Origin of the sequence: Mucilaginibacter sp. (genome assembly GCF_036568825.1) — a bacterium.
Lineage (GTDB): Bacteria > Bacteroidota > Bacteroidia > Sphingobacteriales > Sphingobacteriaceae > Mucilaginibacter.
The window spans coordinates 42,965-66,507 of sequence record NZ_DATCRU010000010.1 but is presented as its reverse complement, the minus strand read 5'-3'; the positions used below and the strand labels follow the sequence as shown (position 1 = coordinate 66,507).

At 41.2% G+C, this 23,543-nt stretch carries 31 protein-coding genes; 12 read left to right on the top strand and 19 right to left on the bottom strand.

The annotated features are described in order from the left end of the window. Positions 1 to 585 (bottom strand): radical SAM protein (locus VIM89_RS02720; RefSeq protein ID WP_488154591.1); only part of this gene is annotated, 585 nt, incomplete at its 3' end. A gap of 152 nt (positions 586 to 737) precedes the next feature. Here VIM89_RS02720 and VIM89_RS02715 point away from each other — a divergent pair. Continuing rightward, a complete protein-coding gene (locus tag VIM89_RS02715; protein WP_488154590.1) occupies positions 738 to 935 on the top strand; it encodes a DUF2683 family protein in 198 nt (65 codons plus the stop codon). Between the two features lie 33 nt (positions 936 to 968). Here VIM89_RS02715 and VIM89_RS02710 read toward each other — a convergent pair whose 3' ends face one another. Then, positions 969 to 1,715: an SH3 domain-containing protein gene (locus VIM89_RS02710; RefSeq protein WP_488154589.1), complete on the bottom strand. Its 747-nt coding sequence runs from the start codon at positions 1,713 to 1,715 to the stop codon at positions 969 to 971. Positions 1,716 to 1,719: 4 nt separating this feature from the next. Next, on the bottom strand, positions 1,720 to 3,222 hold the full coding sequence (locus tag VIM89_RS02705) for an ATP-binding cassette domain-containing protein (protein ID WP_488154588.1): 1,503 nt from the start codon (positions 3,220 to 3,222) through the stop codon (positions 1,720 to 1,722). Between the two features lie 195 nt (positions 3,223 to 3,417). Here VIM89_RS02705 and VIM89_RS02700 point away from each other — a divergent pair, with 195 nt between their 5' ends. Further along, the gene (locus VIM89_RS02700) at positions 3,418 to 3,582 is read left to right on the top strand and encodes a phosphatidate cytidylyltransferase (protein ID WP_488154587.1); all 165 of its coding nucleotides are present in this window, start codon (positions 3,418 to 3,420) and stop codon (positions 3,580 to 3,582) included. 57 nt (positions 3,583 to 3,639) lie between these two features. Here VIM89_RS02700 and VIM89_RS02695 read toward each other — a convergent pair whose 3' ends face one another. The 4 genes from VIM89_RS02695 to VIM89_RS02680 form a co-directional block, all read right to left on the bottom strand. Then, positions 3,640 to 3,873, bottom strand: coding sequence for a hypothetical protein (locus VIM89_RS02695; protein ID WP_488154586.1), 234 nt, complete (start codon positions 3,871 to 3,873; stop codon positions 3,640 to 3,642). Positions 3,874 to 4,026: 153 nt separating this feature from the next. Then, positions 4,027 to 4,236, bottom strand: a complete 210-nt coding sequence (locus VIM89_RS02690; protein WP_488154585.1) for a hypothetical protein — start codon at positions 4,234 to 4,236, stop codon at positions 4,027 to 4,029. Between the two features lie 174 nt (positions 4,237 to 4,410). Further along, positions 4,411 to 4,617 (bottom strand): hypothetical protein, encoded by a 207-nt coding sequence (locus tag VIM89_RS02685; protein WP_488154584.1) that lies wholly within the window; start codon positions 4,615 to 4,617, stop codon positions 4,411 to 4,413. Positions 4,618 to 4,745: 128 nt separating this feature from the next. After that, positions 4,746 to 4,946: a hypothetical protein gene (locus VIM89_RS02680; RefSeq protein WP_488154583.1), complete on the bottom strand. Its 201-nt coding sequence runs from the start codon at positions 4,944 to 4,946 to the stop codon at positions 4,746 to 4,748. Between the two features lie 135 nt (positions 4,947 to 5,081). Between VIM89_RS02680 and VIM89_RS02675 the strand changes: the two genes are divergently transcribed. Together VIM89_RS02675 and VIM89_RS02670 are read left to right on the top strand one after the other, a co-directional pair. After that, complete coding sequence (locus VIM89_RS02675) at positions 5,082 to 5,651, top strand: RNA polymerase sigma factor (RefSeq protein ID WP_488154582.1); 570 nt, start codon at positions 5,082 to 5,084, stop codon at positions 5,649 to 5,651. Further along, positions 5,609 to 6,748, top strand: coding sequence for a S1 family peptidase (locus VIM89_RS02670; protein WP_488154581.1), 1,140 nt, complete (start codon positions 5,609 to 5,611; stop codon positions 6,746 to 6,748). The genes VIM89_RS02675 and VIM89_RS02670 overlap by 43 nt, the downstream gene beginning before the upstream one ends. A 183-nt stretch (positions 6,749 to 6,931) precedes the next feature. Here VIM89_RS02670 and VIM89_RS02665 read toward each other — a convergent pair whose 3' ends face one another. From VIM89_RS02665 to pdxH, 3 genes are all read right to left on the bottom strand, one after another. After that, on the bottom strand, positions 6,932 to 8,140 hold the full coding sequence (locus VIM89_RS02665; protein WP_488154580.1) for an NADH-quinone oxidoreductase subunit D: 1,209 nt from the start codon (positions 8,138 to 8,140) through the stop codon (positions 6,932 to 6,934). A 114-nt stretch (positions 8,141 to 8,254) separates the two neighbouring features. After that, the gene (locus VIM89_RS02660; protein WP_488154579.1) at positions 8,255 to 8,752 is read right to left on the bottom strand and encodes an NADH-quinone oxidoreductase subunit C; all 498 of its coding nucleotides are present in this window, start codon (positions 8,750 to 8,752) and stop codon (positions 8,255 to 8,257) included. Next, positions 8,749 to 9,396 (bottom strand): pyridoxamine 5'-phosphate oxidase, encoded by a 648-nt coding sequence (gene pdxH / locus VIM89_RS02655; protein WP_488154578.1) that lies wholly within the window; start codon positions 9,394 to 9,396, stop codon positions 8,749 to 8,751. The genes VIM89_RS02660 and pdxH overlap by 4 nt, the downstream gene beginning before the upstream one ends. A 109-nt stretch (positions 9,397 to 9,505) precedes the next feature. On the opposite strand from pdxH, the gene VIM89_RS02650 reads away from it, so the two are divergent. After that, positions 9,506 to 10,069, top strand: coding sequence for a YqgE/AlgH family protein (locus tag VIM89_RS02650; RefSeq protein WP_488154577.1), 564 nt, complete (start codon positions 9,506 to 9,508; stop codon positions 10,067 to 10,069). 45 nt (positions 10,070 to 10,114) lie between these two features. Here the strand turns inward: VIM89_RS02650 and VIM89_RS02645 are convergent, their stop codons facing one another. The 5 genes from VIM89_RS02645 to VIM89_RS02625 form a co-directional block, all read right to left on the bottom strand. Beyond that, complete coding sequence (locus VIM89_RS02645) at positions 10,115 to 10,732, bottom strand: flavin reductase family protein (protein ID WP_488154576.1); 618 nt, start codon at positions 10,730 to 10,732, stop codon at positions 10,115 to 10,117. A 96-nt stretch (positions 10,733 to 10,828) separates the two neighbouring features. Beyond that, positions 10,829 to 11,536 carry an ArsR/SmtB family transcription factor gene (locus tag VIM89_RS02640; RefSeq protein WP_488154575.1) on the bottom strand — a complete coding sequence of 236 codons (708 nt, stop codon included), beginning with the start codon at positions 11,534 to 11,536 and terminating at the stop codon, positions 10,829 to 10,831. Positions 11,537 to 11,673: 137 nt separating this feature from the next. Continuing rightward, positions 11,674 to 12,165, bottom strand: coding sequence for a 5-(carboxyamino)imidazole ribonucleotide mutase (gene purE / locus VIM89_RS02635; protein ID WP_488154574.1), 492 nt, complete (start codon positions 12,163 to 12,165; stop codon positions 11,674 to 11,676). 98 nt (positions 12,166 to 12,263) lie between these two features. Beyond that, positions 12,264 to 13,403, bottom strand: coding sequence for a 5-(carboxyamino)imidazole ribonucleotide synthase (locus tag VIM89_RS02630; protein ID WP_488154573.1), 1,140 nt, complete (start codon positions 13,401 to 13,403; stop codon positions 12,264 to 12,266). A 35-nt stretch (positions 13,404 to 13,438) separates the two neighbouring features. Continuing rightward, the gene (locus tag VIM89_RS02625) at positions 13,439 to 13,849 is read right to left on the bottom strand and encodes a hypothetical protein (protein WP_488154572.1); all 411 of its coding nucleotides are present in this window, start codon (positions 13,847 to 13,849) and stop codon (positions 13,439 to 13,441) included. A 235-nt stretch (positions 13,850 to 14,084) separates the two neighbouring features. On the opposite strand from VIM89_RS02625, the gene VIM89_RS02620 reads away from it, so the two are divergent. The 3 genes from VIM89_RS02620 (at position 14,085) to VIM89_RS02610 (ending at position 16,229) form a co-directional block, all read left to right on the top strand. Further along, a complete protein-coding gene (locus tag VIM89_RS02620; RefSeq protein ID WP_488154571.1) occupies positions 14,085 to 14,519 on the top strand; it encodes a hypothetical protein in 435 nt (144 codons plus the stop codon). Between the two features lie 257 nt (positions 14,520 to 14,776). After that, complete coding sequence (locus VIM89_RS02615; RefSeq protein WP_488154570.1) at positions 14,777 to 15,325, top strand: fasciclin domain-containing protein; 549 nt, start codon at positions 14,777 to 14,779, stop codon at positions 15,323 to 15,325. A gap of 277 nt (positions 15,326 to 15,602) precedes the next feature. Next, on the top strand, positions 15,603 to 16,229 hold the full coding sequence (locus VIM89_RS02610) for a hypothetical protein (RefSeq protein ID WP_488154569.1): 627 nt from the start codon (positions 15,603 to 15,605) through the stop codon (positions 16,227 to 16,229). 8 nt (positions 16,230 to 16,237) lie between these two features. Here the strand turns inward: VIM89_RS02610 and VIM89_RS02605 are convergent, their stop codons facing one another. The 3 genes from VIM89_RS02605 to VIM89_RS02595 form a co-directional block, all read right to left on the bottom strand. Next, positions 16,238 to 17,137 carry an alpha/beta hydrolase fold domain-containing protein gene (locus VIM89_RS02605; RefSeq protein ID WP_488154568.1) on the bottom strand — a complete coding sequence of 300 codons (900 nt, stop codon included), beginning with the start codon at positions 17,135 to 17,137 and terminating at the stop codon, positions 16,238 to 16,240. Between the two features lie 221 nt (positions 17,138 to 17,358). After that, positions 17,359 to 17,865, bottom strand: coding sequence for an NADH-quinone oxidoreductase subunit B (locus tag VIM89_RS02600; RefSeq protein WP_488154567.1), 507 nt, complete (start codon positions 17,863 to 17,865; stop codon positions 17,359 to 17,361). Beyond that, entirely contained in the window at positions 17,855 to 18,481 is a 627-nt protein-coding gene (locus VIM89_RS02595; RefSeq protein ID WP_488154566.1) for an NADH-quinone oxidoreductase subunit A, read from the bottom strand. The genes VIM89_RS02600 and VIM89_RS02595 overlap by 11 nt, the downstream gene beginning before the upstream one ends. Here VIM89_RS02595 and VIM89_RS02590 point away from each other — a divergent pair. The 3 genes from VIM89_RS02590 (at position 18,480) to VIM89_RS02580 (ending at position 21,719) form a co-directional block, all read left to right on the top strand. Then, a complete protein-coding gene (locus tag VIM89_RS02590) occupies positions 18,480 to 19,694 on the top strand; it encodes a BaiN/RdsA family NAD(P)/FAD-dependent oxidoreductase (protein ID WP_488154565.1) in 1,215 nt (404 codons plus the stop codon). The genes VIM89_RS02595 and VIM89_RS02590 overlap by 2 nt on opposite strands. 150 nt (positions 19,695 to 19,844) lie before the next feature. Then, positions 19,845 to 21,047, top strand: a complete 1,203-nt coding sequence (locus tag VIM89_RS02585; RefSeq protein ID WP_488154564.1) for a glycosyltransferase family 87 protein — start codon at positions 19,845 to 19,847, stop codon at positions 21,045 to 21,047. A gap of 63 nt (positions 21,048 to 21,110) precedes the next feature. Then, on the top strand, positions 21,111 to 21,719 hold the full coding sequence (locus VIM89_RS02580) for a hypothetical protein (protein ID WP_488154563.1): 609 nt from the start codon (positions 21,111 to 21,113) through the stop codon (positions 21,717 to 21,719). Between the two features lie 26 nt (positions 21,720 to 21,745). Here the strand turns inward: VIM89_RS02580 and VIM89_RS02575 are convergent, their stop codons facing one another. Beyond that, positions 21,746 to 22,438 carry a hypothetical protein gene (locus VIM89_RS02575; protein ID WP_488154562.1) on the bottom strand — a complete coding sequence of 231 codons (693 nt, stop codon included), beginning with the start codon at positions 22,436 to 22,438 and terminating at the stop codon, positions 21,746 to 21,748. A gap of 42 nt (positions 22,439 to 22,480) precedes the next feature. Between VIM89_RS02575 and VIM89_RS02570 the strand changes: the two genes are divergently transcribed. Beyond that, entirely contained in the window at positions 22,481 to 23,491 is a 1,011-nt protein-coding gene (locus VIM89_RS02570; RefSeq protein ID WP_488154561.1) for a threonine aldolase family protein, read from the top strand. Positions 23,492 to 23,543: the final 52 nt, after the last annotated feature.

Sequence of the window (23,543 nt, the reverse complement as noted above, 5' to 3'; positions counted from 1 at the left end):
TTCTTTGCCACCGCATTTGCCTTTAGATATTAGGCGGCGAACACGATCATTCAGGATTTCAGCTCCAGCACCAGGAAGCGAATCCAAACCGGCAGCCTTTAATTCGCTAAGCACATCAATATGGCTCATATTCTCCAGTTTTGCTACGTGGGCAATTTCCGGCGGACCTAATGAATGCAGTTTTAAAGTAGGGTAAAGCTCTTTCAGTTGTTTGAACAGATCAGCATAAAATTTTAATCCAAGATCAGGGTGGTGACCTCCTTGCAATAAAAGCTGATCGCCGCCATAGCGAAAAGTTTCCTCGATCTTTACTTTATAGGTTTCTATATCAGTGATATAGCTATCCTCGTGACCAGGACGGCGGAAAAAGTTACAGAATTTACAGTTGGCAATGCAAACATTGGTGGTGTTCACATTCCGGTCGATTTGCCAGGTAACCTTGCCATGCGGGACCTGCTTTTTACGCAGTTCATTAGCCACAAACATCAGTTCGGAAGTTGGGGCATGATGGTACAAATGAACGCCTTCCTCAATACTCAGGAAATCAAAACTCAACGCGCGTTGCAGCAAATCGGCTGTATTCATGTGAGCAAAGATACGTAGTTAGAGCTGAAAGGTGAAAGCGGAAAGGATAAAGGTAAGAGAAGTCAAGATTTTTTACAGGTGATAAACAAATTGATATCAACAGGGAATTTTTTATCAGTGCACTTGATTTAATTAATATGCATTTTTGTATTATGGAAACGCTGATTGTACAACCCAAAACTAAAGAGCAACTGGCGGCTTTAAAGGCTGTGATTAAGGCGCTCAAAATAGATTTCAGATCTGAGGCAAGTCCATATAATCCAGAATTTGTCAAAAAAATACTTAAAGGTAGAGAAGATATCAAGAATGGAAAGGGTGTAAAAATTGACACCAAAGACCTATGGAAGTAATTTATAGCCCACGGTAAATTATATTAAATGGTTTTAAACCATGCTATCATCAATATAACGACCAATATATTTGCCGCCCTTAAATTCCCATATTATAGTATAGCCACCAGCACCATCGCTATTTAACATAGAAATATATAACGTGTCGTCAGTACCGTGACAAATAGATATTTTGTTGAGATGAGGCTCATACAAGTCATCAAAAGCTGACTTAGAAAGTATAATTGAATGTTTATTAACTATAATTTTTACAGATGCCAAAACTTTTTTTGGAATTTCACCGTCAGTTCCCCAAAACCGTTTTCCATCAATTTGTAATAGCTCACTCTTGATATTTTCTTTTGGATTTGATTTGGTATAAGATAATTTATGCTGTTTATAGTTGAAGGCCTTTTGTTTGATGATAATAACTGTGCTGTTTTTTTCGAAAATTCCACTGTCTAACGCAGCATTTTGTCTTTTGACGACTTTCCAATTTTTAAGTAATAGGACTTTATCTTTATAAATATATCCTTCTGTCCAATTAGATCTGTTACTATTATCTACTTGTAATACTTTCCACCAATTAGTCTTGTTGGGTTGGCAACTAAAAATACTGTTAGTGTAAATTTTACTAACTATTGATGCATTTGCCGAAGGCTCTTTTCTTACATTAACATATCCGTCAGAATCCTTTATAACAGCATATACAAGGTCATCGTCATTAAACTGGAATTGTTGCTGCGCATGTGCAACGATATTAAGAAACATCAGAGAAAGAATGATAAGAATAGGTTTCATACGCCTAAGATACAACTTTTCCTTTATCTAATTTCAATACTTTGTCAACGCTTTCAGGTATTTCATTGTGATAATGCGTTACGTAAATTAAAGTAACATTGCTCAACTCACAAATGGTATCCACTAACATTTTAAAATGCAATTGCTGATGCAAATCCATTCCCTGGCAGGGCTCGTCGAATATTAACAGTGTCGGGTTTTTGATGAGGGCACGCGCCAGCAGGCAAAGTCGTTGTGCACTCGCAGGAATGTTTTTTAATAACACCCGGGCATAACGATCAATCTCCAAAGCTTTCATCCAACGTAATGCGATAGCCGATTTTTTTGGATCGCTTGGGCGGAACAGGCCCATAGTATCATAAAAACCTGATTCGATCACTTGCAGGCAACTATTATCTGTCGGAAAGTATTGGTATAGCTCGGGTGATACAAAGCCTGTTTTGTTCTTAATATCCCAGATACTTTCACCCGTTCCGCGTTTACGGTCGAATAAAATAATATCATTGGCATAAGCTTGAGGGTTGTCTGCATTGACCAAACTTAGTAATGTAGATTTACCCGCTCCGTTTGGTCCCGATAGAGCCCAGCGATCACCTTGCCTGATCTGCCAGTCTACATTTTTCAGGATTTCCTTTTCGCCATAGGTAATGTTCACGTTATTCATCCGCACTATCCATTCGTAGGGTGGGATAGGGTTTATATTTAATAATACAGATAACTCATCCAAATCTAATTTGCCTTTGTCTATCCTGGTAAATGCAGATGAGTCAAAATCTTTTGCAGGTACTCGTTGATCAATAATTCTATCTTTAAGTATAGCCACATGTGTTATAGCGTCAGGAATTTCAAAAGGGGAAGTAGCCATAACGACTGTTATTCCTGACGAAATAATATCAGCGATAATCCGATTAAATTCTGCACGTGTTTGAACGTCAAGTCCGGTAAGCGGATTATCCAGCAGTAGTATTACTGGATTTTTTATCAATGCGGCAGCAATCAATAAGCGTTTAGTTTCCCCATTGGATAGTTTGATTAATTGCTTGCTCTTTAAAACTTCAAGGTTAAGGCGTTGCATCACCTTAGACAAATCCCAATAACCGGGTGTTTCAGAATAGTGCTTAATAGAGCCAAGATATTCTTCCACCGTTAAAGCATCTTCCGAGTCGGAAGAGTTATACCGCTGCTGGTAATAAAAATCACTGGTGTTGGATAAGTTCCTGAAATGATGCCGGGGTTCAACAAAGCCAATCAGTTTATGAAAGGTAAGGTGTGCATCATCTGAGTGATGCTCCTTTAAATATTCCTGATGAAAATAATAATGAATACTGCCTGCAGAAATATGGAGTTTACCCGCTATTATTTGTAATAAGGCACTCTTGCCAGAGCCGCTTTCGCCGATCAGCGCCCAGTTCTCTCCGTTATTAACAGTAAAATTGAGATCAGAAAAAACAGTGGTATTGCCCAGCTTAAGGGTGGCATGATCGATAGACAGTAAAGCAGTATTCATTGGTGTCAGTATTCGGGGGCAAGTTAGGGATTTTGTTTTTCATAAAGTTGATTGAGTTGATTGGGTTGGATTAAGTTGATTAGGTTGGGTTTGAACAGTCATTAACTTATTCAACATAATCAACCACTTAACCAAAAACTTTCGTCGTTCATTATTGTAATAGGATATAATCTTACCTAAAAAATAAATCTATCTATGAAAAAGCTAAACTTATTATTGCTGGCAATGGCGTTGTTTGCCTTAAGCAGTTGTTCGGTTATTACGGGGATATTTAAAGCTGGGGTGGCTGTGGGAGTGATTGCTATCCTGGTGGTGGTTATTCTTATTATCTGGATCATTTCCGCTATAACCAGAAAGTAAAAAACAAAAAGCGCTCCGTGGCAAACCCAGGAGCGCTTTTTTGCAAACTAAAAAGGATTATTTCTTTTTAGTAGTGTCTTTTTTAGTGGTGTCACCTGCCATCTTCATTTTGCTGGTATCAGCAGCTTTTTTAGAAGTGTCAGTAGTAGCCATTTTCGCTGAGTCAGCCATCTTAGCAGAGTCAGCCATCTTAGCAGAATCAGCAGAACCTGAACCACCTTTACCTTTACAAGCAGCAGCAGAAACAGCGATAGCTAAAGCTAAGAAACCGATTTTGAATGAATTTTTCATTTTAGTCTTTTAAATAAGTGATTAATAGTTTTGCCTATTAATACCCTAAATGAAAAAAGGTAACCCGTAATTTTAAAAAAAATTAAAGGTTACCTTCAAAAAAGTATAAAAAACTAATAATCAGGACTAAAATGAATTAGTACTGTTCAGAAATTATTTCTTTTTAGTAGTGTCTTTTTTTGCAGTGTCAGCAGGAGCAGCTTTAGTAGTGTCAGCTTTTTTAGCAGTATCTACAGTAGCAGCTTTAGCAGTGTCAGCAGTTTTAGCTGTGTCAGCAGATGAAGCAGTTGAGCTACCTTTGCAAGCAGCAGCAGAAACAGCGATAGCAAGAGCTAAGAAACCAATTTTGAATGAATTTTTCATGTTAAAGTTTGTTTAATGTTTTGCATTAATACAGCAAAGCGCAAAAGGTAACCCAATATTTTAAAAAATTTTAAATTATCTGTACAATTGACAGAAAACACGTTTCTACCTATAAAAAGGGCAGCTCCCTGCTGTGGAACCACCCCAAACTATAACACGTATTTAAATTGGTTGCTATTTTTTAACGCTGTCTTTCTTTACCGGTTCTGTCCCTGCTTTTTTTGTCGTGTCTATTGCCTTTTGTGTTGTATCGATGGCTGTTTTAGGTGAATCTATTTTTGCAGGCTCATCCCCTTTGTTCTTATTCATACATGATGAGCATGATGAAATTGAAAACATAACTGCCGCTGCCAGTACCCCGATTTTTAGTGAGTTTTTCATAATTTAATGTTTAAAGTTTTGCATTGATACAGCAAACTTTAGAAAGGTAACCCGGCAAAAAAATATAAAAAAAGGCAGCCCAAAAACGGGTTACCTTTCACGATCGAACAGAATTAATAGCCTAAGTATTACGGCTTTTTGGTCGTATCCTTTTTAGTTGTATCTGTTGTTATCGGAGCTTTCTTGGTGGTATCAACTGCGTTTGTTTTGGTTGTATCAGTTGTCGATACCTTGGTTGTGTCTGTAGTGCTGGTTGAATGCTTACTACTGCAAGCAGCAAATGAACCGGTTATCAGGATGGCTAAAATTAATTTACTAATGTTTTTCATGTTGTTGATGAGTTATTTAAATGATTGAATTAAAAATGATGCGCTGAATACAAGCAGATAACTGCAATACTTTTAATTTTGTTTTTAAATAATTTGCAATTAATGGGTTACAATTTCGCTTAAATAGTATTAATAGTGAGTACAGAATCAAAGAGTTCAATACCGACCGACAGCGAGATTGTTTTTGGGATCCTTAATAACTCGGAAAATGCGATAAAAAGGTTATACGTGGCCTATTTTCCGATGGTGATGCAGCTGATACTAAATAACAACGGAACGCCGGACGACGCCAAGGATATTTACCAGGAGGCGATCATAGTTCTTTATAATAAAGTTAAAAAAGGTGATTTTGAGCTGAACAGCAAACTGAAGACGTTTATTTATTCGGTTTGCAGGCGCCTTTGGCTCAAACGACTGAGCCAGATGAACCGTTACAGCGGCGATATTCATGATTTTAATGATTACCTGCCGGTGGAGAGTGAAGTAGAGGAGCAGGGGGAACGGGATATTCAGTTTACCAAAATGCAAAGCGCCCTGCAAATGCTGGGCGAGCCTTGTAAAACTATCATAGAGGATTTTTATATCCATAACAGATCGATGCAGGAGATCTGCGAGAGTTTTGGTTATACCAATGCGGACAATGCCAAAACACAAAAGTATAAATGCCTGCAAAGGCTGAAAAAGTTATTCTTTCAGCAAAAGTAAAGGAGAAAGAAATGAGAGACGAGCAACTTATAGAAGCAATTGAACGCTACCTTAACGGCGAAATGAGCGCCGATGAGCGCAGCGCGTTTGACCAACTTCGCAGGGAGAACGCCGAACTGGATACCCGCGTTGTTGAACATCAGCAATTTACAGGCTTGTTAAAACAATATGGTGAGCGTGTGGCGTTGGAGAAACGTTTGAATGCTATCCACCAGGAAATAGATGTTCATGCTATTGCTGAAGAGGTAACTGTTCATCCTTCATGGATCGTGCAGTTATGGCGCGACCATCACTCAAAAATATCTGTGGCGGCATCAATAGCTATTTTTGCTGTACTGGCGACATTATTTTTGACAGGTTATCTGAATAATAACAATTCATATACCGAGTTGAGTCGTGAGGTGGGTAGACTGAACCGTTCGACAACCGACATGAAGAAGGATATCACTGCGATCAAAAAAGGGCGTGTAATTGCAGCTCCGGACAAATCAAGAGGAACCGGTTTTGCTATTACTTCAAATGGACTAATTGCAACGAGCTATCACGTCATAAGCGGAGCTGATTCAATTTATATTCAGGATGTTGCCGGAAGATCGTTTAAAGTAAAAGCTATTTATAATGATCCGCAGAGTGATGTATCAATTTTAAAGGTGATTGATACTACTTTCAGAGGTTTGGGCCCAATACCTTATACCTTTAAGCATTCAGAAAGCGACCTGGCTGAGAATGTGTTTACTTTCGGTTTTCCGCAAGATTCACCGGTTTATGGTGACGGCAGACTTACTTCGGCCAATGGCTTGAACGGTGATACTTTGGATTATGAAATTTCAGTTCCGATCAACCCCGGAAACAGTGGTGGCCCTTTATTGGATAGCAAAGGAAATGTGATCGGCATAGTAAAAGCTAAGGAAACCCGCTTAGAGGGTATGCATTTTGCGCTGAAATCAAGCTATCTATTGAACGCTATAAAAAACATTCCGGAAGACTCTTTAACCAGAGTGCCTGTATTGAACACAGAAAATAGCCTGGCTAACCTAACCCGCCAGCAGCAGGTAAAAAAGATAAAGCCATATGTGTTTATGGTGAAAGTTTATTAATGTGCAGATGATTTTTTGATGTGCAGATGCGAGAATTTGCAGATGTGCAAATGATATAAAAAATGCTCTTCAACCGAAGCGCATTTTTTGTTTGTCTTAACCGCTGATTTAATTGATTATCGCATTTATCAGATTAGAAAAGCATCTGCACATTTACTCATCTGCATATTTGCACATCATAGTCTACCGATCAACTTCTCCTAGTACAAAATCAATTGAGCCAATAATCGCTATCAAATCCGCTATCATAACGCCTTTGGCGATGGCTGGCAGAACGGATAAATTGCAGAAGCTGGGCCCCCGGGATTTTACCCGGAATGGAATTTCTGAGCGGGCATCGTTATGAATAAAGTAGAAGCCTAGCTCACCTTTGGCACCTTCGCCGCGTATGTAAAAGTCCTGAACTTTTGGGGTGATCTTTCGGGGCATTTTTGCTCGGGGATCGAAATCAGGGGTGCGTTTTAATTCTTTTTGCAGGCGATCAAGACATTGTTCGACAATCTTGAGCGATTGCGCTATTTCATCCACCCGGACTTTATAGCGGTCCCAGCAATCGCCTACAGTGCCCATTTCGCCTTTGCCTATCGGGACGTCAAATTCCAGTTCAGGGTAAACAGAATAGTTATCTATTCGGCGCAGATCCCATTTCAGGCCAGAACCACGCAGCATTGGTCCGGAGCAGCCATAATTAATCGCCACATCCATAGGCAATACGCCTACATTGGCAGTACGACTAATGAATATCTGGTTGTCGGTTAATAACTGATTAAGCTCAATCAGTTTTGGTTTGAAATAGTCCACAAACTCGCGGCAACGCTCCTCAAAGCCAACTGGAAGGTCATAAAATAGTCCACCTACCCAGATATAGTTGTACAACATTCTTGAACCCGATGCCCATTCCAGCATGCCCATGATATGCTCTCTATCGCGAAAACACCACAGGAAAGGAGTAAAAGCGCCGATATCAATGCCGTAAGTGCCTATAGCAATAAGGTGGGACGCAATACGATTTAGCTCACAAACCAAAACGCGTATATATTCCACGCGTTTAGGGATATCTTTATCAATGCCCATCATCCGCTCAACACCCATTGTCCAAATGTGGCTGTTGTTCATTGATGCCAGGTAATCCATGCGATCAGTGAAAGGGATGGTCTGCTGATAGGTTAGCGATTCGGCATGTTTTTCAAAACAACGGTGCAGGTAACCCATGTGGGGGATCACCTCTTTTACGATCTCGCCATCGGTGATCAGCTCTAATCGCAAAACACCATGCGTCGATGGGTGCTGCGGGCCCATGTTCAGCACCATTTCCTGGGCAGACGCGTCAGCTATCCTTTTGTTGTAGCGCTCTAATGCTTCTTCGTATTTTGAGTTAGTGATGTTCACCATTTTGTTCGTGCGCAGGTGTCATGCTGAGGCACTCGAAGCATGCGGGCGAAGGCCTTTACGCACACACTTCGAGTGCCTCAGTGTGACACCCTTTTTGCAATGACGGTTAATTTTTTAGTCTATCTTTATTCCCTTGTAATATTCAGCGTTTTTGTAATCTTTCCGCAACGGATAGCCTTCCCAATCATCAGGCATTAAAATGCGCCTTAAATCAGGATGTCCTTCAAAAAATATCCCTTCCATATCGAATGCCTCGCGCTCGTGCCAATCTGCTGAGTGGTAAACGGATGAAATGCTTGGGAATGTTGGCAAATTATCCAAATCCCTATTATTCTCTTTACTAACCTTTAAAGTTAGTTGCGTTTGGTAGGGGATAGAGGCCAAATGGTAAACCACTCCAAAACGACTTGCCTCAATGCCATAATCTACACCACTCAAACAAGAGAGGAAATCAAAATAGGTTTTTGGATTGTCACGCAATTCCAGGCAAACATCGGCTATGCGATCCGGATCGATCAGCAGGGCAGGCTGTAAACCTGTTGTTTCTTCACCCACAATAACACTTTCACCGAATTTTTGAATAAGAATGGATTTGATCTCTTCAAGGTTCATGGCGCCAGGCGTACTTTTTTCCAGTTTTTGTTATCAATTTTTTTGTATAGGATGCGATCATGCAGCCTGCTGCTTCTGCCTTGCCAGAATTCTATCAATCGGGGCTTCAGGATATATCCACCCCAAAAAGACGGTTTTGGGATTTCCTGGTCACCATATTGCATCTCTGCTTCACTGAATTTCTTTTCCAGTACATTGCGGTCAGCTATCTCCTGGCTTTGTGGCGAGGCAATAGCGCCTAACTGGCTTGCCCGCGGTCGGCTATGGAAATATTTCTCTGAATCTTCTCTGCTAACTTTTTCAAGCACACCTTCAATACGCACCTGGCGCTCCAGGCCCGCCCAAAAGAAAAGGAGTGAGCCTAGCGGGTTCTTGCCAATTTCTTTTCCTTTACGGCTCAGATAATTGGTGTAAAAAACAAAGCCTTCATCGTTAAAGCCTTTCAATAAAACTATTCGTGCGGATGGTCGGCCATCAGATGTGGCTGTGGCCAAAGTCATTGCGGTTGGTTCGGCAACTTCTGCCTTTAAAGCTTCGTTAAACCATTTATCGAACTGTTTTATCGGGTCGGCGTTAGTGTCGGTTTCAGATAATGAAGCCGCAAGATATTCGGATCGTATATTTTGTATGTCTGCCTGGTTCATTGTTGCAAACTTACAAATTAATTGTGCCGTATATTAAGCAGGTATTTTTTAATTTAATAAATGAACCTATTTTTACGTTTACATGTTGTAATAACTATACTGATTATTTATGCTTAGTGCTATTTTACCGGAGTCGGGACGTTTGTTGATATCGGAGCCTTTTATGATCGACCCAAATTTTAAACGGTCGGTTATCTTGCTGACAGAATATGGCAGCACAGGTTCCATGGGGTTTGTACTGAATCACCAAAGCGAATATATGCTGGGTGACCTGCTGCCGGATTTGCCTTATTCAGAAATGCCGGTTTATATTGGCGGGCCAGTAGGGGAAGATACGCTGCATTTTATACACTGCTGCCCCGAAAAAATTGAGGATGGCATCGAAATAGCCAACGGTGTTTACTGGGGCGGCAACTTTGAAACAGTAAAAAGCCTGGTAACCAATTACCAGTTGAGCGATAACGAGATACGTTTCTTTACCGGCTATTCAGGCTGGACTCCGGGACAAATAGACGATGAAATAGCCGAAGATACCTGGATAGTAACCGATAAATTTACTGCCGAAATCATCTTCTCACATGACGACCAAAACATCTGGAGGCAAGTAATCATAAGCATGGGACAGCGTTATGCGCATATAGCCAACTTCCCGGAAAATCCTGAGATGAATTGAGGTTGGTGATCAGTTATCAGTTAACCGGTGATCAGTTAATTAGGATTATATTTCCGCTTTGAAGTTTTTTCCCAAAGCTTTACCCAATCCAAAATAGTGTCGAAAATTGTAGATGAGTGGTGACCATTTTTGCGGATCGATTTGGTTATCCCCAATAATTATGTTTTCGTGGACTCTTACATTAACTACTTTAACGGTTACTGCAGCGACATCCGGCTCGCCATCAGTATCAAAATCTATGATTGAATGTTGCTCTAAAATTGCTTCTAATTGAATCGGACAATCCTTTATAGCAGGCGGCTTTACCATCTGCGAATCAATAGCTGAAAACCCACCGGCGGTAAACTTATCAGGTTCATACCTGTAAAGAGTCCTTTTGCTTTTCGGAACCGGGTTTACTCCTGTTAAATGTGCAATGCTTTCAATATTCTGCTGAAGGTTTATAGAGGGTATATTAACAACGCATTCTTTTTGAGTAATCAGATTATCAAAGGTTTTACCGTCGCATCCCAGGCCTAAAACCAATTTATAACCCAGCGCCCAAACAGACGACATTGGCCCGATATTCGGATGGCCGTCCTGATCTATTGTAGTAATAAGTGCCACCGGGGTACCAAAATATAATATCTTGGGCTGGATGGTTTTGAGGCTTATATCATGCATTGATGTGTTGTTTAGTGATTAGTTAATCAGTTAACTGGTGATCAGTTAGTTAAGAATTAGTCAAGGGCTTTTTCTTCCTGGTCACTGATTAACCGGTCACTGGTTAACTATAAAATCCAAATTGATAATTTCTTTCAAAGCTCTTTTACCTGAGTCTGTTATGCTTATCACTCTTTTTTCTTCATGCCTGGTAATCCATTTTTGTTCTGTCATGGCGTGATAAACTGCTGCACCGAGTGCTCCACCAAGATGGGGTTTCTTTTCGGTCCAATCTAAACAGGCATAAGCATATTTGCGATGGCCAGCATCAATGCTTGATAAGTCCACCCCAAAGGCTTTAAACGTTTTTTCAGCGTTGATACCTAACGATATCTCTTTTGAAAAATAAGCTGGATCGATTATTGGCTGGTTATAAATGATAGCCTCCTGATTGACAAGCGAATTGAAAATGGACACACCAAGTTTACCTGCCAGGTGATCATAGCAGGTTCGCGCTAATGCAATCTTCTTTACAGGGCTTTTAGGATTAGGAGCAGGTTTTTGAAGGTTCTGAAGCAACTCGATCAATTGAGCAGCATCCGGACTGGCAATTTCATAGCTATTACGTCTCCCTTTACTGATCTTACGTATCAGGTTAGCTTTGCATAATACAGCTAAGTGATTAGACAGGTTACTTTGTGAAATATCGAGGTGCTGCTGCAACTCAGCATAAGTTGCCTGCCCGCGAATCAAATAGATCATCACTGATAATCGCACAGGATCAGCAATCGCAGAAGTGATGCTATAAATATTCAAATCATTCATACAAGCAAAGTTACCATATTGGTTTATTGCTCATATCAGTGAATAATGATGGGTGGAGTTATCAGTTAACCAGTGATTAGTTAATCAGGCTTTTTCCTGATCACCGTTTAACCAGTCACTGATTAACTAGCCCTTAACTACTCCTCCATCTCCCGCGCCGATTCCTCTACTTTCTTTTTAAGATTCTCTTTATAGGCGATCAGGTTTTTTACGATATGCTCGTCAGCTGTAGATACGATCTGCGCGGCCAGGATGCCGGCATTTTTTGCAGCATTAAGAGCCACAGTGGCTACAGGTATACCATTAGGCATTTGCAGGATAGACAAGATAGAATCCCAGCCATCAATTGAATTGCTTGACTTTACAGGGACGCCAATCACCGGAAGATGGGTTAATGAGGCTACCATGCCTGGTAAATGTGCTGCACCGCCTGCACCGGCTATGATTGCCTTTAAGCCACGGTCAGCGGCTGATTTGGCATAGCTAAACATACGTTCGGGTGTGCGATGCGCTGATACTACTGTGATCTCGTAAGGTACACCTAATTCTTTTAAAACATCGGCTGCATCCTGCATCACATTCAGGTCAGACTTGCTGCCCATGATGATGCCTATTTTGGGTTGGTTCATTCTTCTTATTTTTGTCCATAGACCATAGTCAATGGTCGATAGTAATCAAAGGTTGTATAAGTAATCCATGGACTATTGACCATGGGCCATCGACTTTTTTAGCTTATAACTTTCAAAGTCTTCTGCACAAACCTTGCCTTTTCAATGGCTTTTTCCCTGTCGGTATCCACTATAGTGACGTGCCCCATTTTACGAAAAGGTTTGGTTAAGGCTTTTCCATATAAATGTATGTAAACGCCGGCACATTTCAATACATCCTCGATGCCTTTATATACCGCAGGACCTTCATAACCCGCTTCGCCTAAAACATTGATCATAATGGCATGATTAAGGCATGCTGTATCACCCAAAGGCTGATTAAATATTGCCCGTAAATGCTGCTCGAACTGCGAAACCACATTACCTTCTATAGTCTGGTGGCCGCTATTATGCGGACGAGGAGCCAGTTCATTTACCAGTATCTTTCCGTTTTTATCCAGGAACATCTCCACTGCCAGCAAACCAACAATATTCAGGCATTCTGCTACACGTTTTGCGATTCGTTCAGCTTCCTGGTGGACTTCGAATGGCAGAGTAGAAGGGGCGATCAGAAACTCAACCAGGTTGGCTTGAGGATTAAACTCCATCTCCACCATCGGAAAGGCTTTTATTTCGCCATCCTCATTGCGGGCAACTATTACAGCAATTTCCTTTTGAAAATCAACCCAGCGTTCTACCAGGCTTGGCTCTTTGAATGCTTTTGATAGGTATGATTCATCAATCACCTTATAAACTCCTTTGCCGTCATAGCCATCGCGACGAAGCTTTTGTATGTAAGGGAACGGAATGTGGCTGCTCTTTAACTGTTCAGGCGATGAAATAATCTGGAATTCAGCCGTAGGGATATCATTTTCCTTAAAGAATTGCTTTTGCAAGCCTTTATCCTGAATGAGGCGGATAATGCGCGGCTGCGGATAAACCAATACACCCTCTTTTTCAAGTTGCTCTAATGCATCAACATTTACTTTCTCAATCTCGATGGTAAGCAAGTCTACCTTCTTGCCGAATTTGTAAACTGTTTCGTAATCTCCAAGTGAGCCCACCACAAACTCATCGCATAATTTTTTGCAGGGTGCATCCCGGTCAGGGTCGAGCACTTTTACTGTTATGTTATAGTTGATGGCTTGTTGTATCAGCATACGTCCAAGTTGTCCGCCGCCTAAAATTCCGAGTTTGAGATCTCCGTAAAATGCTTTCATTTATAGGTGCAAGTTTACCTAAATTTTTTTAAACCTTATTTCCGTGCGCTGATGGCAGCTTGTTTCTTCCTGGTTAGCCTGTAGTAAAAAATGAAGTTGGTGAAAAAGAAAACGGCTCCGGTTAGCAGATCGGATGTTTTGGTTAATGGATCAGTTGCCACAAAGAAAACCGCAACGATAAACAATACCGATCCTTCAAAATAGAGCAACAACCTGCTCGTCGTACTATTCCAATAATTAGGATAATACAAAAACAGCATTGGCAGCGACATAACCGCTATTATAATCCCCACAAAAAATGTGCGCTCCATAATTAAGGTAACAGCATGACCATAATCATGATCACCAGAGCGGGTCAGAATAGCATAGTAAATGCAGTTAACAGCAATCGAAATAATGATTGCTATAAGAATAGTTTTGATGAAAACTAAGGGCAGACCTTTCATAGATATTAAATAGTATGGCGCAAAATTAAGGCAATTATTTTTTATCGTTCTTAAATCAATGTCACAAGTATATTATATCGATGTTTATAAATGGTAATTAATCTGCTCTTTAAAATTATTGTCTTGTTAATCAAATAGTTATCTATGAAATCGTATCTTTATAGAACTATGTATTGCATAATACTATATAAAACACATATATTTGATATAACTCAAAATAATTAAATCAAAAAATATGAAAACGATCCTTGTTACACTCTTCCTGCTGGTAGCCGGCAGTGCAATGAGTTTCGCGCAATGCGATAAAAAAGTGAGCCTGGTTTCCTCAAAAACAGAGCACCTGGATGCAAACGGGAATTTGAAACATGCTGATGATGAGAAAACGGTTGTCGAGTTTAATCAATCGGACATCACCGTTACTATTACCCATGACGGCGGTGATGAGAAGCTTACAGGAAAAATAAAATCCAACATTTGCAGTTGGCAAACACCTTTTAAAGTGGGCAAAACCCTTCTTAATGTGACACTTTCTAAGGATGACGGTCAATCGAGGGATTTTGCTATAACAGTTGAGGGCAAAGAGGGTAAGTTAACGCTTTGGGCTGAGAGCCCGGATGAGCCTGACGACAAAATACAGCTTCCCATAGATAAGTTTGAAGAAGTGAAATAAAGATAGCTGCTCCCAATTCTCCATCATATACCGAGGCATTTGCATTAACTTGCAAATGCCTTTTTGTTAGGTGTAGTTACAACACTGTAACATATAATTTACATTAGGTTGAATATAGTTTTAAACTAAATGTTTTTTAATTTTCTCAAACCATTTCAAACTTTCAAAAGTTAAGGTGGTATAGAATTTTTTGAACGATTATTCGTTTCAGAAAAATAATTGCTAGAATTACTTAACATTAACGAACATAACTAAACATGAAAAAACCTATTTTAATTGTTGCTGCATTCTTAACATTTAGCGTATTTGCGACTCAATCATTTGCACAAACCGCACCTGCTCCTGCTACTACTGCACCTGCAGGCGGTGGTGATGTAGTTGCTTCGGCCACTTCATCTGATAATTACACTGCATTTTCAATAGCCTTGCGTGCTGCCGGTTTGACTGAGACATTGGAAGGGGCTGGTCCTTATACCATTTTTGCACCAACAAATGAAGCATTCGGAAAAATCCCCTCAGCCCAATTAGATGCCTTGATGAAAGATCCTGCTAAATTAGCTAATGTAATAAAAGGACACATTGTAAGTGGCAAGCTGATGAAGGCCGACGTAATAAAAGCGTTAACCACCGGTAAAGGTAAAGCCACTTTGAAAACCCTTGACGGACAAGACCTGACATTATCTGTTGCTAATGGTAAACTGCAGTTAGCTGATGCTGCGGGCAATACCGCATTAGTTACCGGATTTGACCTTGCTGCATCAAACGGTGTTATTCACGGTTTGAATGGCGTATTGATTGGAAAATAATTTAGTGTAACCGAAATTTTTTGGTAAAAGTCCGGATAAAAAATGTCCGGACTTTTTTGTTTCAAGCTGTCAAAAAATACTTTCATACAACCAAAACTATTGCCAATTCATAAGCGTTATATAAATAAGTTATTTTCCTGAGAGTAAGTTTCTTGTGCTATTATTTGATACCCCATCATCGGTAAGGCTGACAACTTTTTTACTTTTTATTTTTATTTAAAAAGAGTTGTCTAAATACTTGATTATTAGGCAATGTTTTTTTTATTTTTAAATCCCCATGGCGCACCCGCTGAACATCATCGAAATCCCTGCACTGATCTCAAAAAAGATCGTCAGGAAGATCGTGTTTGCGGAGTCGGGGCTGAGTATCGAAAAGCCATTAAATATTGATGGCGGCCTGTTTATTCCCTGTGAAAATATAGCCGGTTTCAGGTTCGGTATTAAGGACATGCACATTTTCGACATGACCTTTTGCCGGAGGTATTTTATCGAAATAAGGGATTATCAGAATAAAATATACCGCCTGAAACTCAATAGCTACTATGGTTTTAAGCGCGAACTGTATTATAAAGTTTGGGCGGAGGCGCTGGATCATTTCTGGGACTTTTACATGGAAAGTCAGCTGAACTTCTATATGGAGTTATTTAACATCCGGCAAACATTCGAATTATCAGGTGTAACTTTTCATGATGACGGCATAAGCTGGGATGATGATAACCGGTTAAATTGGAATGAGATTGCTGTCAGCAGCTATCAAACCCATTTCGTGATCCATCATGTTGAGGACCTGACGCGTTCAAAATGTTGTGTGTTTTCTATCCACTGGAACGCAGTTGTACTGCAGACCTTGCTTAAAGAGATCATCAAACAGCCAATCAGGGCCCGCAAATCTTCCTGGTTGTAAATTCTACATTATTTCAGGTACTCGCCCAGGTATTCAAATATTTTCTGTCTTATATTTTCTGCATCGAACATAACACCGTAATGTGGTGCGTTCGGCACAATGATCAGGTCATTTTTTACCCCCGCAGCTTTTAATTTCTCACTTAGTGAAATTGCCTGGTCGGGATTAACGGATTCATCCTTCTCGCCCTGAACGATCAGGAAGGGTGGATCATTCTTATCGATATAAGTAATCGGGCTTGCTTGTTTTGCTTTGGCTTCATTGTCAGCAACTGTACCGCCAAGTAATAAGTTGATCGGACTGCGCGGGTCTTTTGAATCATTACCCTTAAGCGTCAGGAAATCTGCCGGGCCGTAAAAGTCCAGTACAACTTTTATTTTAAAGTGCGGCTTTTTGCCATCGGCATAAAAGTCTTTAACAGTATTATTGTTTGAAAGGCCAACCAAATTAGCCAAATGACCTCCGGCAGAAAAGCCTATCAAAGCGATTCGGTTTTTATCAAGTTTGTATTTATCCGCATTTTGATAAAGGAACTCAAGTGCCTGGTTGCAATCCTGTATCTGGGCAGGGAAGATCGCCATAGTACTCCAACGGTAATCAATTGAAGCAACAGCATAACCCTTTTCAATAAACTCTTTAAGGGTACTTTTCATATAACCCATGTCGGCATATTTGTCGTTCGACATCCAGGCGCCGCCATGAATCCAGACTACAACCGGGTAATTGCTTTTGCCTGTTGATGGTACATAAACATCCAGTAAATGCTTTTTTAAAGTATCATTGGCGTAAGGAATGTTGTCGTAATGCAAAGTTCCAGCAGGGAAAATATCTTTGGCAGCGTTAAAAGTTTGGGCGGAGATTTTTATAGATAGAAGAGCCAGCCAGATAAAAAATAAGATTCGTTTCATAAGGCAAATTGGTTTAAATAAATATTACTCTTATTCCCATCTATCCCCTTTGTCTGTGTCCTCATCCCCTTTGTCTGTGTCCTCACAGACAAACTTCCGGATTGTTTGTGGGGACACAAACAATGGGGTGAGGGGTGAATGGGGTGATAATGGGATGAGAAAAAGAAGGTCCATTTCATAGGTAATTTATTTACCCGATGAAGATAGGCATATAAGCTTATTTAAGCAACCTCAGTACTTGCTTTGCTTTTACCAAAAAGATTTTCGCCTTCTATTTTCTTTTGCAATTCGATGATCGCGCCGATCAATGCCTCAGGACGTGGGGGGCAGCCCTGCACATAAACATCAACAGGTATAACCCGATCTACGCCTTTTACCACATGATACCCATGTTGCCAGTAAGGGCCTCCGCAGTTAGAGCAGGAACCCATCGATATTACATATTTAGGCTCAGGCATTTGCTCATACAAGCGTTTGATACGTTCAGCCATTTTAAAGGTGACTGTACCGGCTATGATGATCACATCAGCCTGGCGGGCGGATGGACGCGGGAACACGCCAAAGCGGTCCATATCATAAGTTGACGCAAACGAACCCATCATTTCAATGGCACAGCAGGCAATACCAAAGCTCAATGGCCAAATGGACGACAACCGAGCCCAATTGAGCAGATCATTCATTTTGGTCACTACCACACCGCCGCTTTCATTCATATTTTCAGGATTCATTGCCGGGCTTTTTAAAAGTTGGTTTGAACATCGGTTTTCTTATTGGGGGTGGGATGTCGGTTGTAGTGGTTGTATTAGTTGTACTGGTTGTAGCAGCTTGAGTTGTAGCAGTTTCAAGGCTGAATTCTTTTACTGCATACGCACTTTGCTGCATATTTAGCTTTTCGTATAATGAAACGGGCACCTGTGTACTTACAACAGGTTTAACGGGTTTCGGTTTTATCCAGTCGAGGTCGCCTTTTACCCAAACATATGCCAGTCCTAATATCAGTATGCCCAAAAAGATAAACATTTCAGTCAGCGATAGCCATCCCCAGCGGTTGTCCATCTTTGCTGCCTCATGATTGCCAAATACAGTTGCCCATGGCAAAATGAAGACCATTTCCACATCGAACAACAAGAAAATGAGTGCGATAACATAAAATCTTGAATTGAATGGAACCCATGCGCTGCCGACAGTTTCTTCGCCGCACTCATAAGAGGTCAGCTTTTCTGGTGTCGGATTTTTAGGGGCGATTAGACGCGATGCAAAAAATGCTACGGCGACCATCAAAATTCCTACGATAAGAAAGATGAGTATCTTGCCAAATTCTGATATTTGCGAAACCCCTTGCATGACTACAAATTTAGCAAAACTAACAGACTTTGACGCAATAATAATCGGTGCCGGTGCCTGCGGACTAATGTGCGCCGTTCAGGCGGGGTACCTTGGCAAACGTGTTTTGGTATTAGAAAAGAATGATCGCCCCGGTGCAAAAATCCTGATCAGCGGGGGCGGACGGTGTAATTATACTAATCTGTATGCCTCGCCACAGCAGTTTATCTCCCAGAATGAGCATTTCTGTAAGTCGGCTTTTGCGCAATGGTCGGTTGAGGACACTATTAGTTTTTTTGAGACTTACGGCATCATAGGGAAGGAGAAAACTTTGGGACAGCTTTTCCCGGTAAGCGATAAGGCCAAAGATGTGGTGAATGTATTTACCAATCTTTGTAATGATTTTGGGCAAGAGATTTGGTGCGATGCAGAGGTTACAGGTATTGAAAAGGCTGGAGATGATTTTTCAGTTAATGCCATTAGAAATGGAAAGGAACAAAAACTGATTACCCCCAAAGTAGTAATGGCTGCCGGAGGGCTCCCAATTCCCAAAATGGGTGCAACAGATTTAGGTTTGCGCATAGCCCGGAAATTTGGGTTGAAAGTGACCGAAGCAGCTCCCGCATTAGTGCCGCTTACCATAACCGGGAAAGATCAGGATTGGTACGCACGGTTATCTGGCAATAGCTTGTTTTGCCGTGTCTGGAATGATAAGGCAAGCTTTGAGGAGAATATTCTTTTTACGCATTGGGGATTGAGTGGCCCGGCTATATTGCAGATATCATCGTATTGGCGACCGGGAGAATGGATTTATATCGATCTGTTGCCCCATCAAAACATCACTGAACTAATACAACAAGAACGCGAAGTGAACGGCAAAAAGATGCTTCTCGCTTTTCTATCAACTTTATTCACCCGCAAATTCGCCGAAGCAATAAGTGACCGCTTACCGGCTGATAAAAACCTGGCTTCATTAACTAATGCTGAACTGGAAAAGATTTCAGTATTAATCCACGAATTCAAAGTAAAACCGGCAGGGGATAAAGGTTACGATAAAGCCGAAGTAATGCGCGGAGGCGTATCTACAGACGAGCTGTCATCCAAAACTTTGGAGGCAAAAAAAGTCCCCGGCCTATTTTTCGGCGGCGAATGCGTGGATGTAACAGGATGGCTGGGAGGCTACAATTTTCAATGGGCCTGGGCAAGCGGCTTTGTGATAGCGCAAAATATTTAAGGAGGTCAAAGGCGAAAGGATAAAGATAAAAGGCAACTATTGTTGAGAAAACATTTAAATATTTACTATTGACCTTTCACCCTTTACCTTTATCCTTTCACCTTTTCCGGGTTCATTTCTAAAGTACTACATTTGAACCATCCTTGATCTATGACAAAAAAAATCCTCTGGTTAACAGGCTATCAATGGACGTGCATTTTATATGTGGCAGTGGCCATTTTTACCTGGCAGCTTAAATATTTCAGGCATATTGATAATAATTACCTCATCTTCCGGGATTCGTGGTATCATGCCCGTGCACATCTAAATTTGTATGCCGCTTACCCCAAAGAATACGGCGATATCTATTATTATGGGCCTTTATTCACACTATTTGTGGCCCCATTTGCTGTTCCGCCGGAGGCTGTGGGGTTTTTCCTATGGGAGGTGTGCAATGCATTAGCGGTGATCCTCGCCGTAAGCATGCTGCCATTGGATAATAAACGCAAAACAACCATGCTGCTGCTCTGCGCCATCGAGTTTGCCAACTCCATCTTTTACATGCAGTTTAACCCGATGATAACGGCAGTGATCGTAATCAGCTTTATGCTGATCGAGAAGGAAAAAGAACGATGGGCGACTTTGCTGATCGTCGCGGGAACGTTGGTGAAATTATACCCGGTTGTCGGACTAGCGTTTTTCCTGTTTTCAAAGCATAAGGAGCGGTTTGTTATTTGGACTTTCGTTTGGGCCGTAGTGCTGTTCTTTGCACCGATGATTGTGTCAAGCCCTTCATTTGTGATACAGTCCTATCATCAATGGATGGAAGCGCTGAGTGCCAAGAGTACACTGAATACTGGTCTTAATACCTCGCAGGATATGTGTGTGATGGGTGTTGTAAGACGTTTAACGGGTAATGTGCATGTTCCTAACCTGCCATTCCTGATAGCAGGGGCTATTATTTTTGTTTTACCGTTGTTGCGGTTTAAGCAGTTTCAATCTTATAAATTCAGGCTGCAGATATTGGCTACATCCCTCATTATGGTGGTGATCTTCAGTACCGGCGCCGAGCACCCTACTTTTATTATCGCAGTAGTAGGGGCTATGTTGTGGATGCTGATACAGCAGAAACCTTTTACCACAACCAATATTATATTAATCGTTTTACTGTTGGTTGTAACTGGTCTTGGCCTTACTGACGCCATGCCGAAACCCATCCGCCAGGATATCATCGCCAAATACTCAATCAAAGCATGGCCATGTATTGTGGTATGGCTGATGATCTCGTGGGAGTTGCTGTTTAAGGATTTTACTACTAAAGAATCTTTGCAGGAGGAGCAGTTGGTCTTGTCGGATGCGTATGCAAAGCCTTGATGGTTAAGCTGAAAGCTTAATTAACGAAAACCACGAGTTGCACACTCGTGGGAGCAAAAAAGAATGATGAAGGAAAAAGATTTAAATGCTCGAATCAGAAAATTTTGGAAATGGTTTGAATCCATATCAGATGACCTTTTTGAAAATGTAACGAGACGCGATCTCCTAGATCAAATTGATACACATGTAAGCCTTTTGGGCAAATTGGATTGGGAGATTGGCCCGGTTGACAAGTCCAATTATTATTTCGCTATTTCACCCAATTTGGACGATAAAAAACTTGAATTTACCATGGAAATAGTTAGTTCAGCACCAATTTGCAGAGGCTGGAAATTCTTTTCATCAAAACCTCCAAAAGAGTGGGAGGGGAAATGGGAAATGAAAAATGAAAAAAACGAAGATATTTTTGTCGACACCACTGATTGGGAATATGTCTTATACCAATTTGAAGATAACACATTTGCAATGGATATTTTAATTGACGGTGTAGATGGTGATCTAAACACACATCGATTGGCTGTTGATATTGCATTAACAGGTTATTTAGGCGAAGAAAAGTTCATGACTTTAATAAGGGATATTCAGTTCATAACCGAATTGAAAAATGAACAAATTAATAGATTAACTAAACTGAGACATATCCTTAAGCATATTGATAGTATAAGTTCTTAAGGTTGTAGTCCCCTGAAACAACTCAATCACTGCTGCTTATGCGCCGCCTTCACCTGCTCAAAATAGGCGATCAATTTAGCCATGTTATAAATATTATACTGCCCTGATTGTATCTTATCTACCACATCCGGTTCGTCGCCCATAATGTCGCTCATCACATCTTTAAAGTTGATGGGGGTTAACTGCTGCATGGTTGCAGTGTTAGTGCCATAGTAAAAAGTGGTTATCACTTTGCCTTTTCCTCCGCCACCACCGAGATTGATACCCACGCCACCGCCAACGCCGCTATACCCGCCCGTACCGATACCTCCGCCAAATTCAGGCTGAACCCGTGAGCCAAGCCCGCCTCCGCCACCACCGCCTGTAGCCACATCGGCTACGTAAAGTTTTGTTTCTTCGTCCAGCGCCACCTGAACAAAGTCAAGCTCTTTTTTGCTCCAGTTAGAATTGCCCGGTGCATGGGCCACCACAAAACTGTCACGACCAATCATAAACGATTTCAAATCGCTTGCGCTGAGTTTATATGGATTGGCCTTGCTGTTATCCTTAAACTCAATGTATCCTTCGTCTTTGATAGGGCCCTTATTAGTTGGATTCTCGCGGATCAGTCCGCTTACCTTATTACCTTTGATATCGGTAAATGACCCGGGCTGCCATTTTTGTGATTTTGCTGATACAGCGATCAGCATGCAGAATAAAATGATTAAAATTGAGCGCATAATCGATTTAATACAAAATAACGTAAATTTTACCTATATCATATGCTGGTTGACTTAAGAAGCGATACTGTTACAAAACCCACGCCGGGCATGCTGGAAGCCATGTGGAGCGCAAAGGTGGGTGATGATGTTTTTGGCGAGGATGAAACCGTCAATGCGCTGGAAGAAAAAGCCGCCAAAATGTTCGGCATGGAAGCCGGATTATTTTGCCCTTCAGGAACGATGACTAACCAGATCGCTATCAAATGCTTTACGCAGCCACTGGACGAACTGATTGCCGATCAAACTGCGCATGTATACCGGTACGAGGGCGGAGGCATCGCTTTTAACTCGGCTGTATCAACACGTTTATTAAATGGCGACCGTGGCCGCATTACTGCTGAAATGATCGAACCGGAGATCAATTCCGAAAATATCCACTATCCGCATACGAGTTTGGTGGTATTGGAAAATACGGTGAACAAAGGCGGGGGCAGCTGCTATACGCTGGACGATATCAAACCGATAGCTGAGCTTTGCCGCGATAGGGGACTTAAATTGCACCTGGATGGCGCCCGTATTTTCAATGCACTAACTCACACTGGCGATAAGGCTGTTGATTACGGAAAATATTTTGATGGCATTTCGGTATGTCTTTCCAAAGGACTAGGCGCTCCTGTAGGTTCAGTATTACTTGCTGATAAGGCTACTATCAAATATGCGCGACGTATACGTAAGGTATTTGGCGGCGGAATGCGTCAGGCAGGTTTTTTGGCAGCCGCCGGTATTTATGCGTTAGATCACCACGTAGAAAGATTAAAGATAGACCATGCTCATGCCCGCATCTTGGCAGAGCAGCTACAACAATGCAACCGGGTGAAAAACGTATTACCTGCCGATACCAATATCGTTTTGTTTGATACTGTTGAGCCTGCCGCCAATGTATTGCAGAAACTATTCGATAAAGGCATCAAGGCAAGCTCTACCGATACGCACCGCATCCGTTTTGTAACGCATTTGGATGTTCACCCGGATCAGGTAGAGTATGTAGTGAAAGTTTTGAGTGAGCTTTAGAGTAAATAATTATGTCATTTCGAACCCGCGGAATGGGTCATGCGATGGGTGC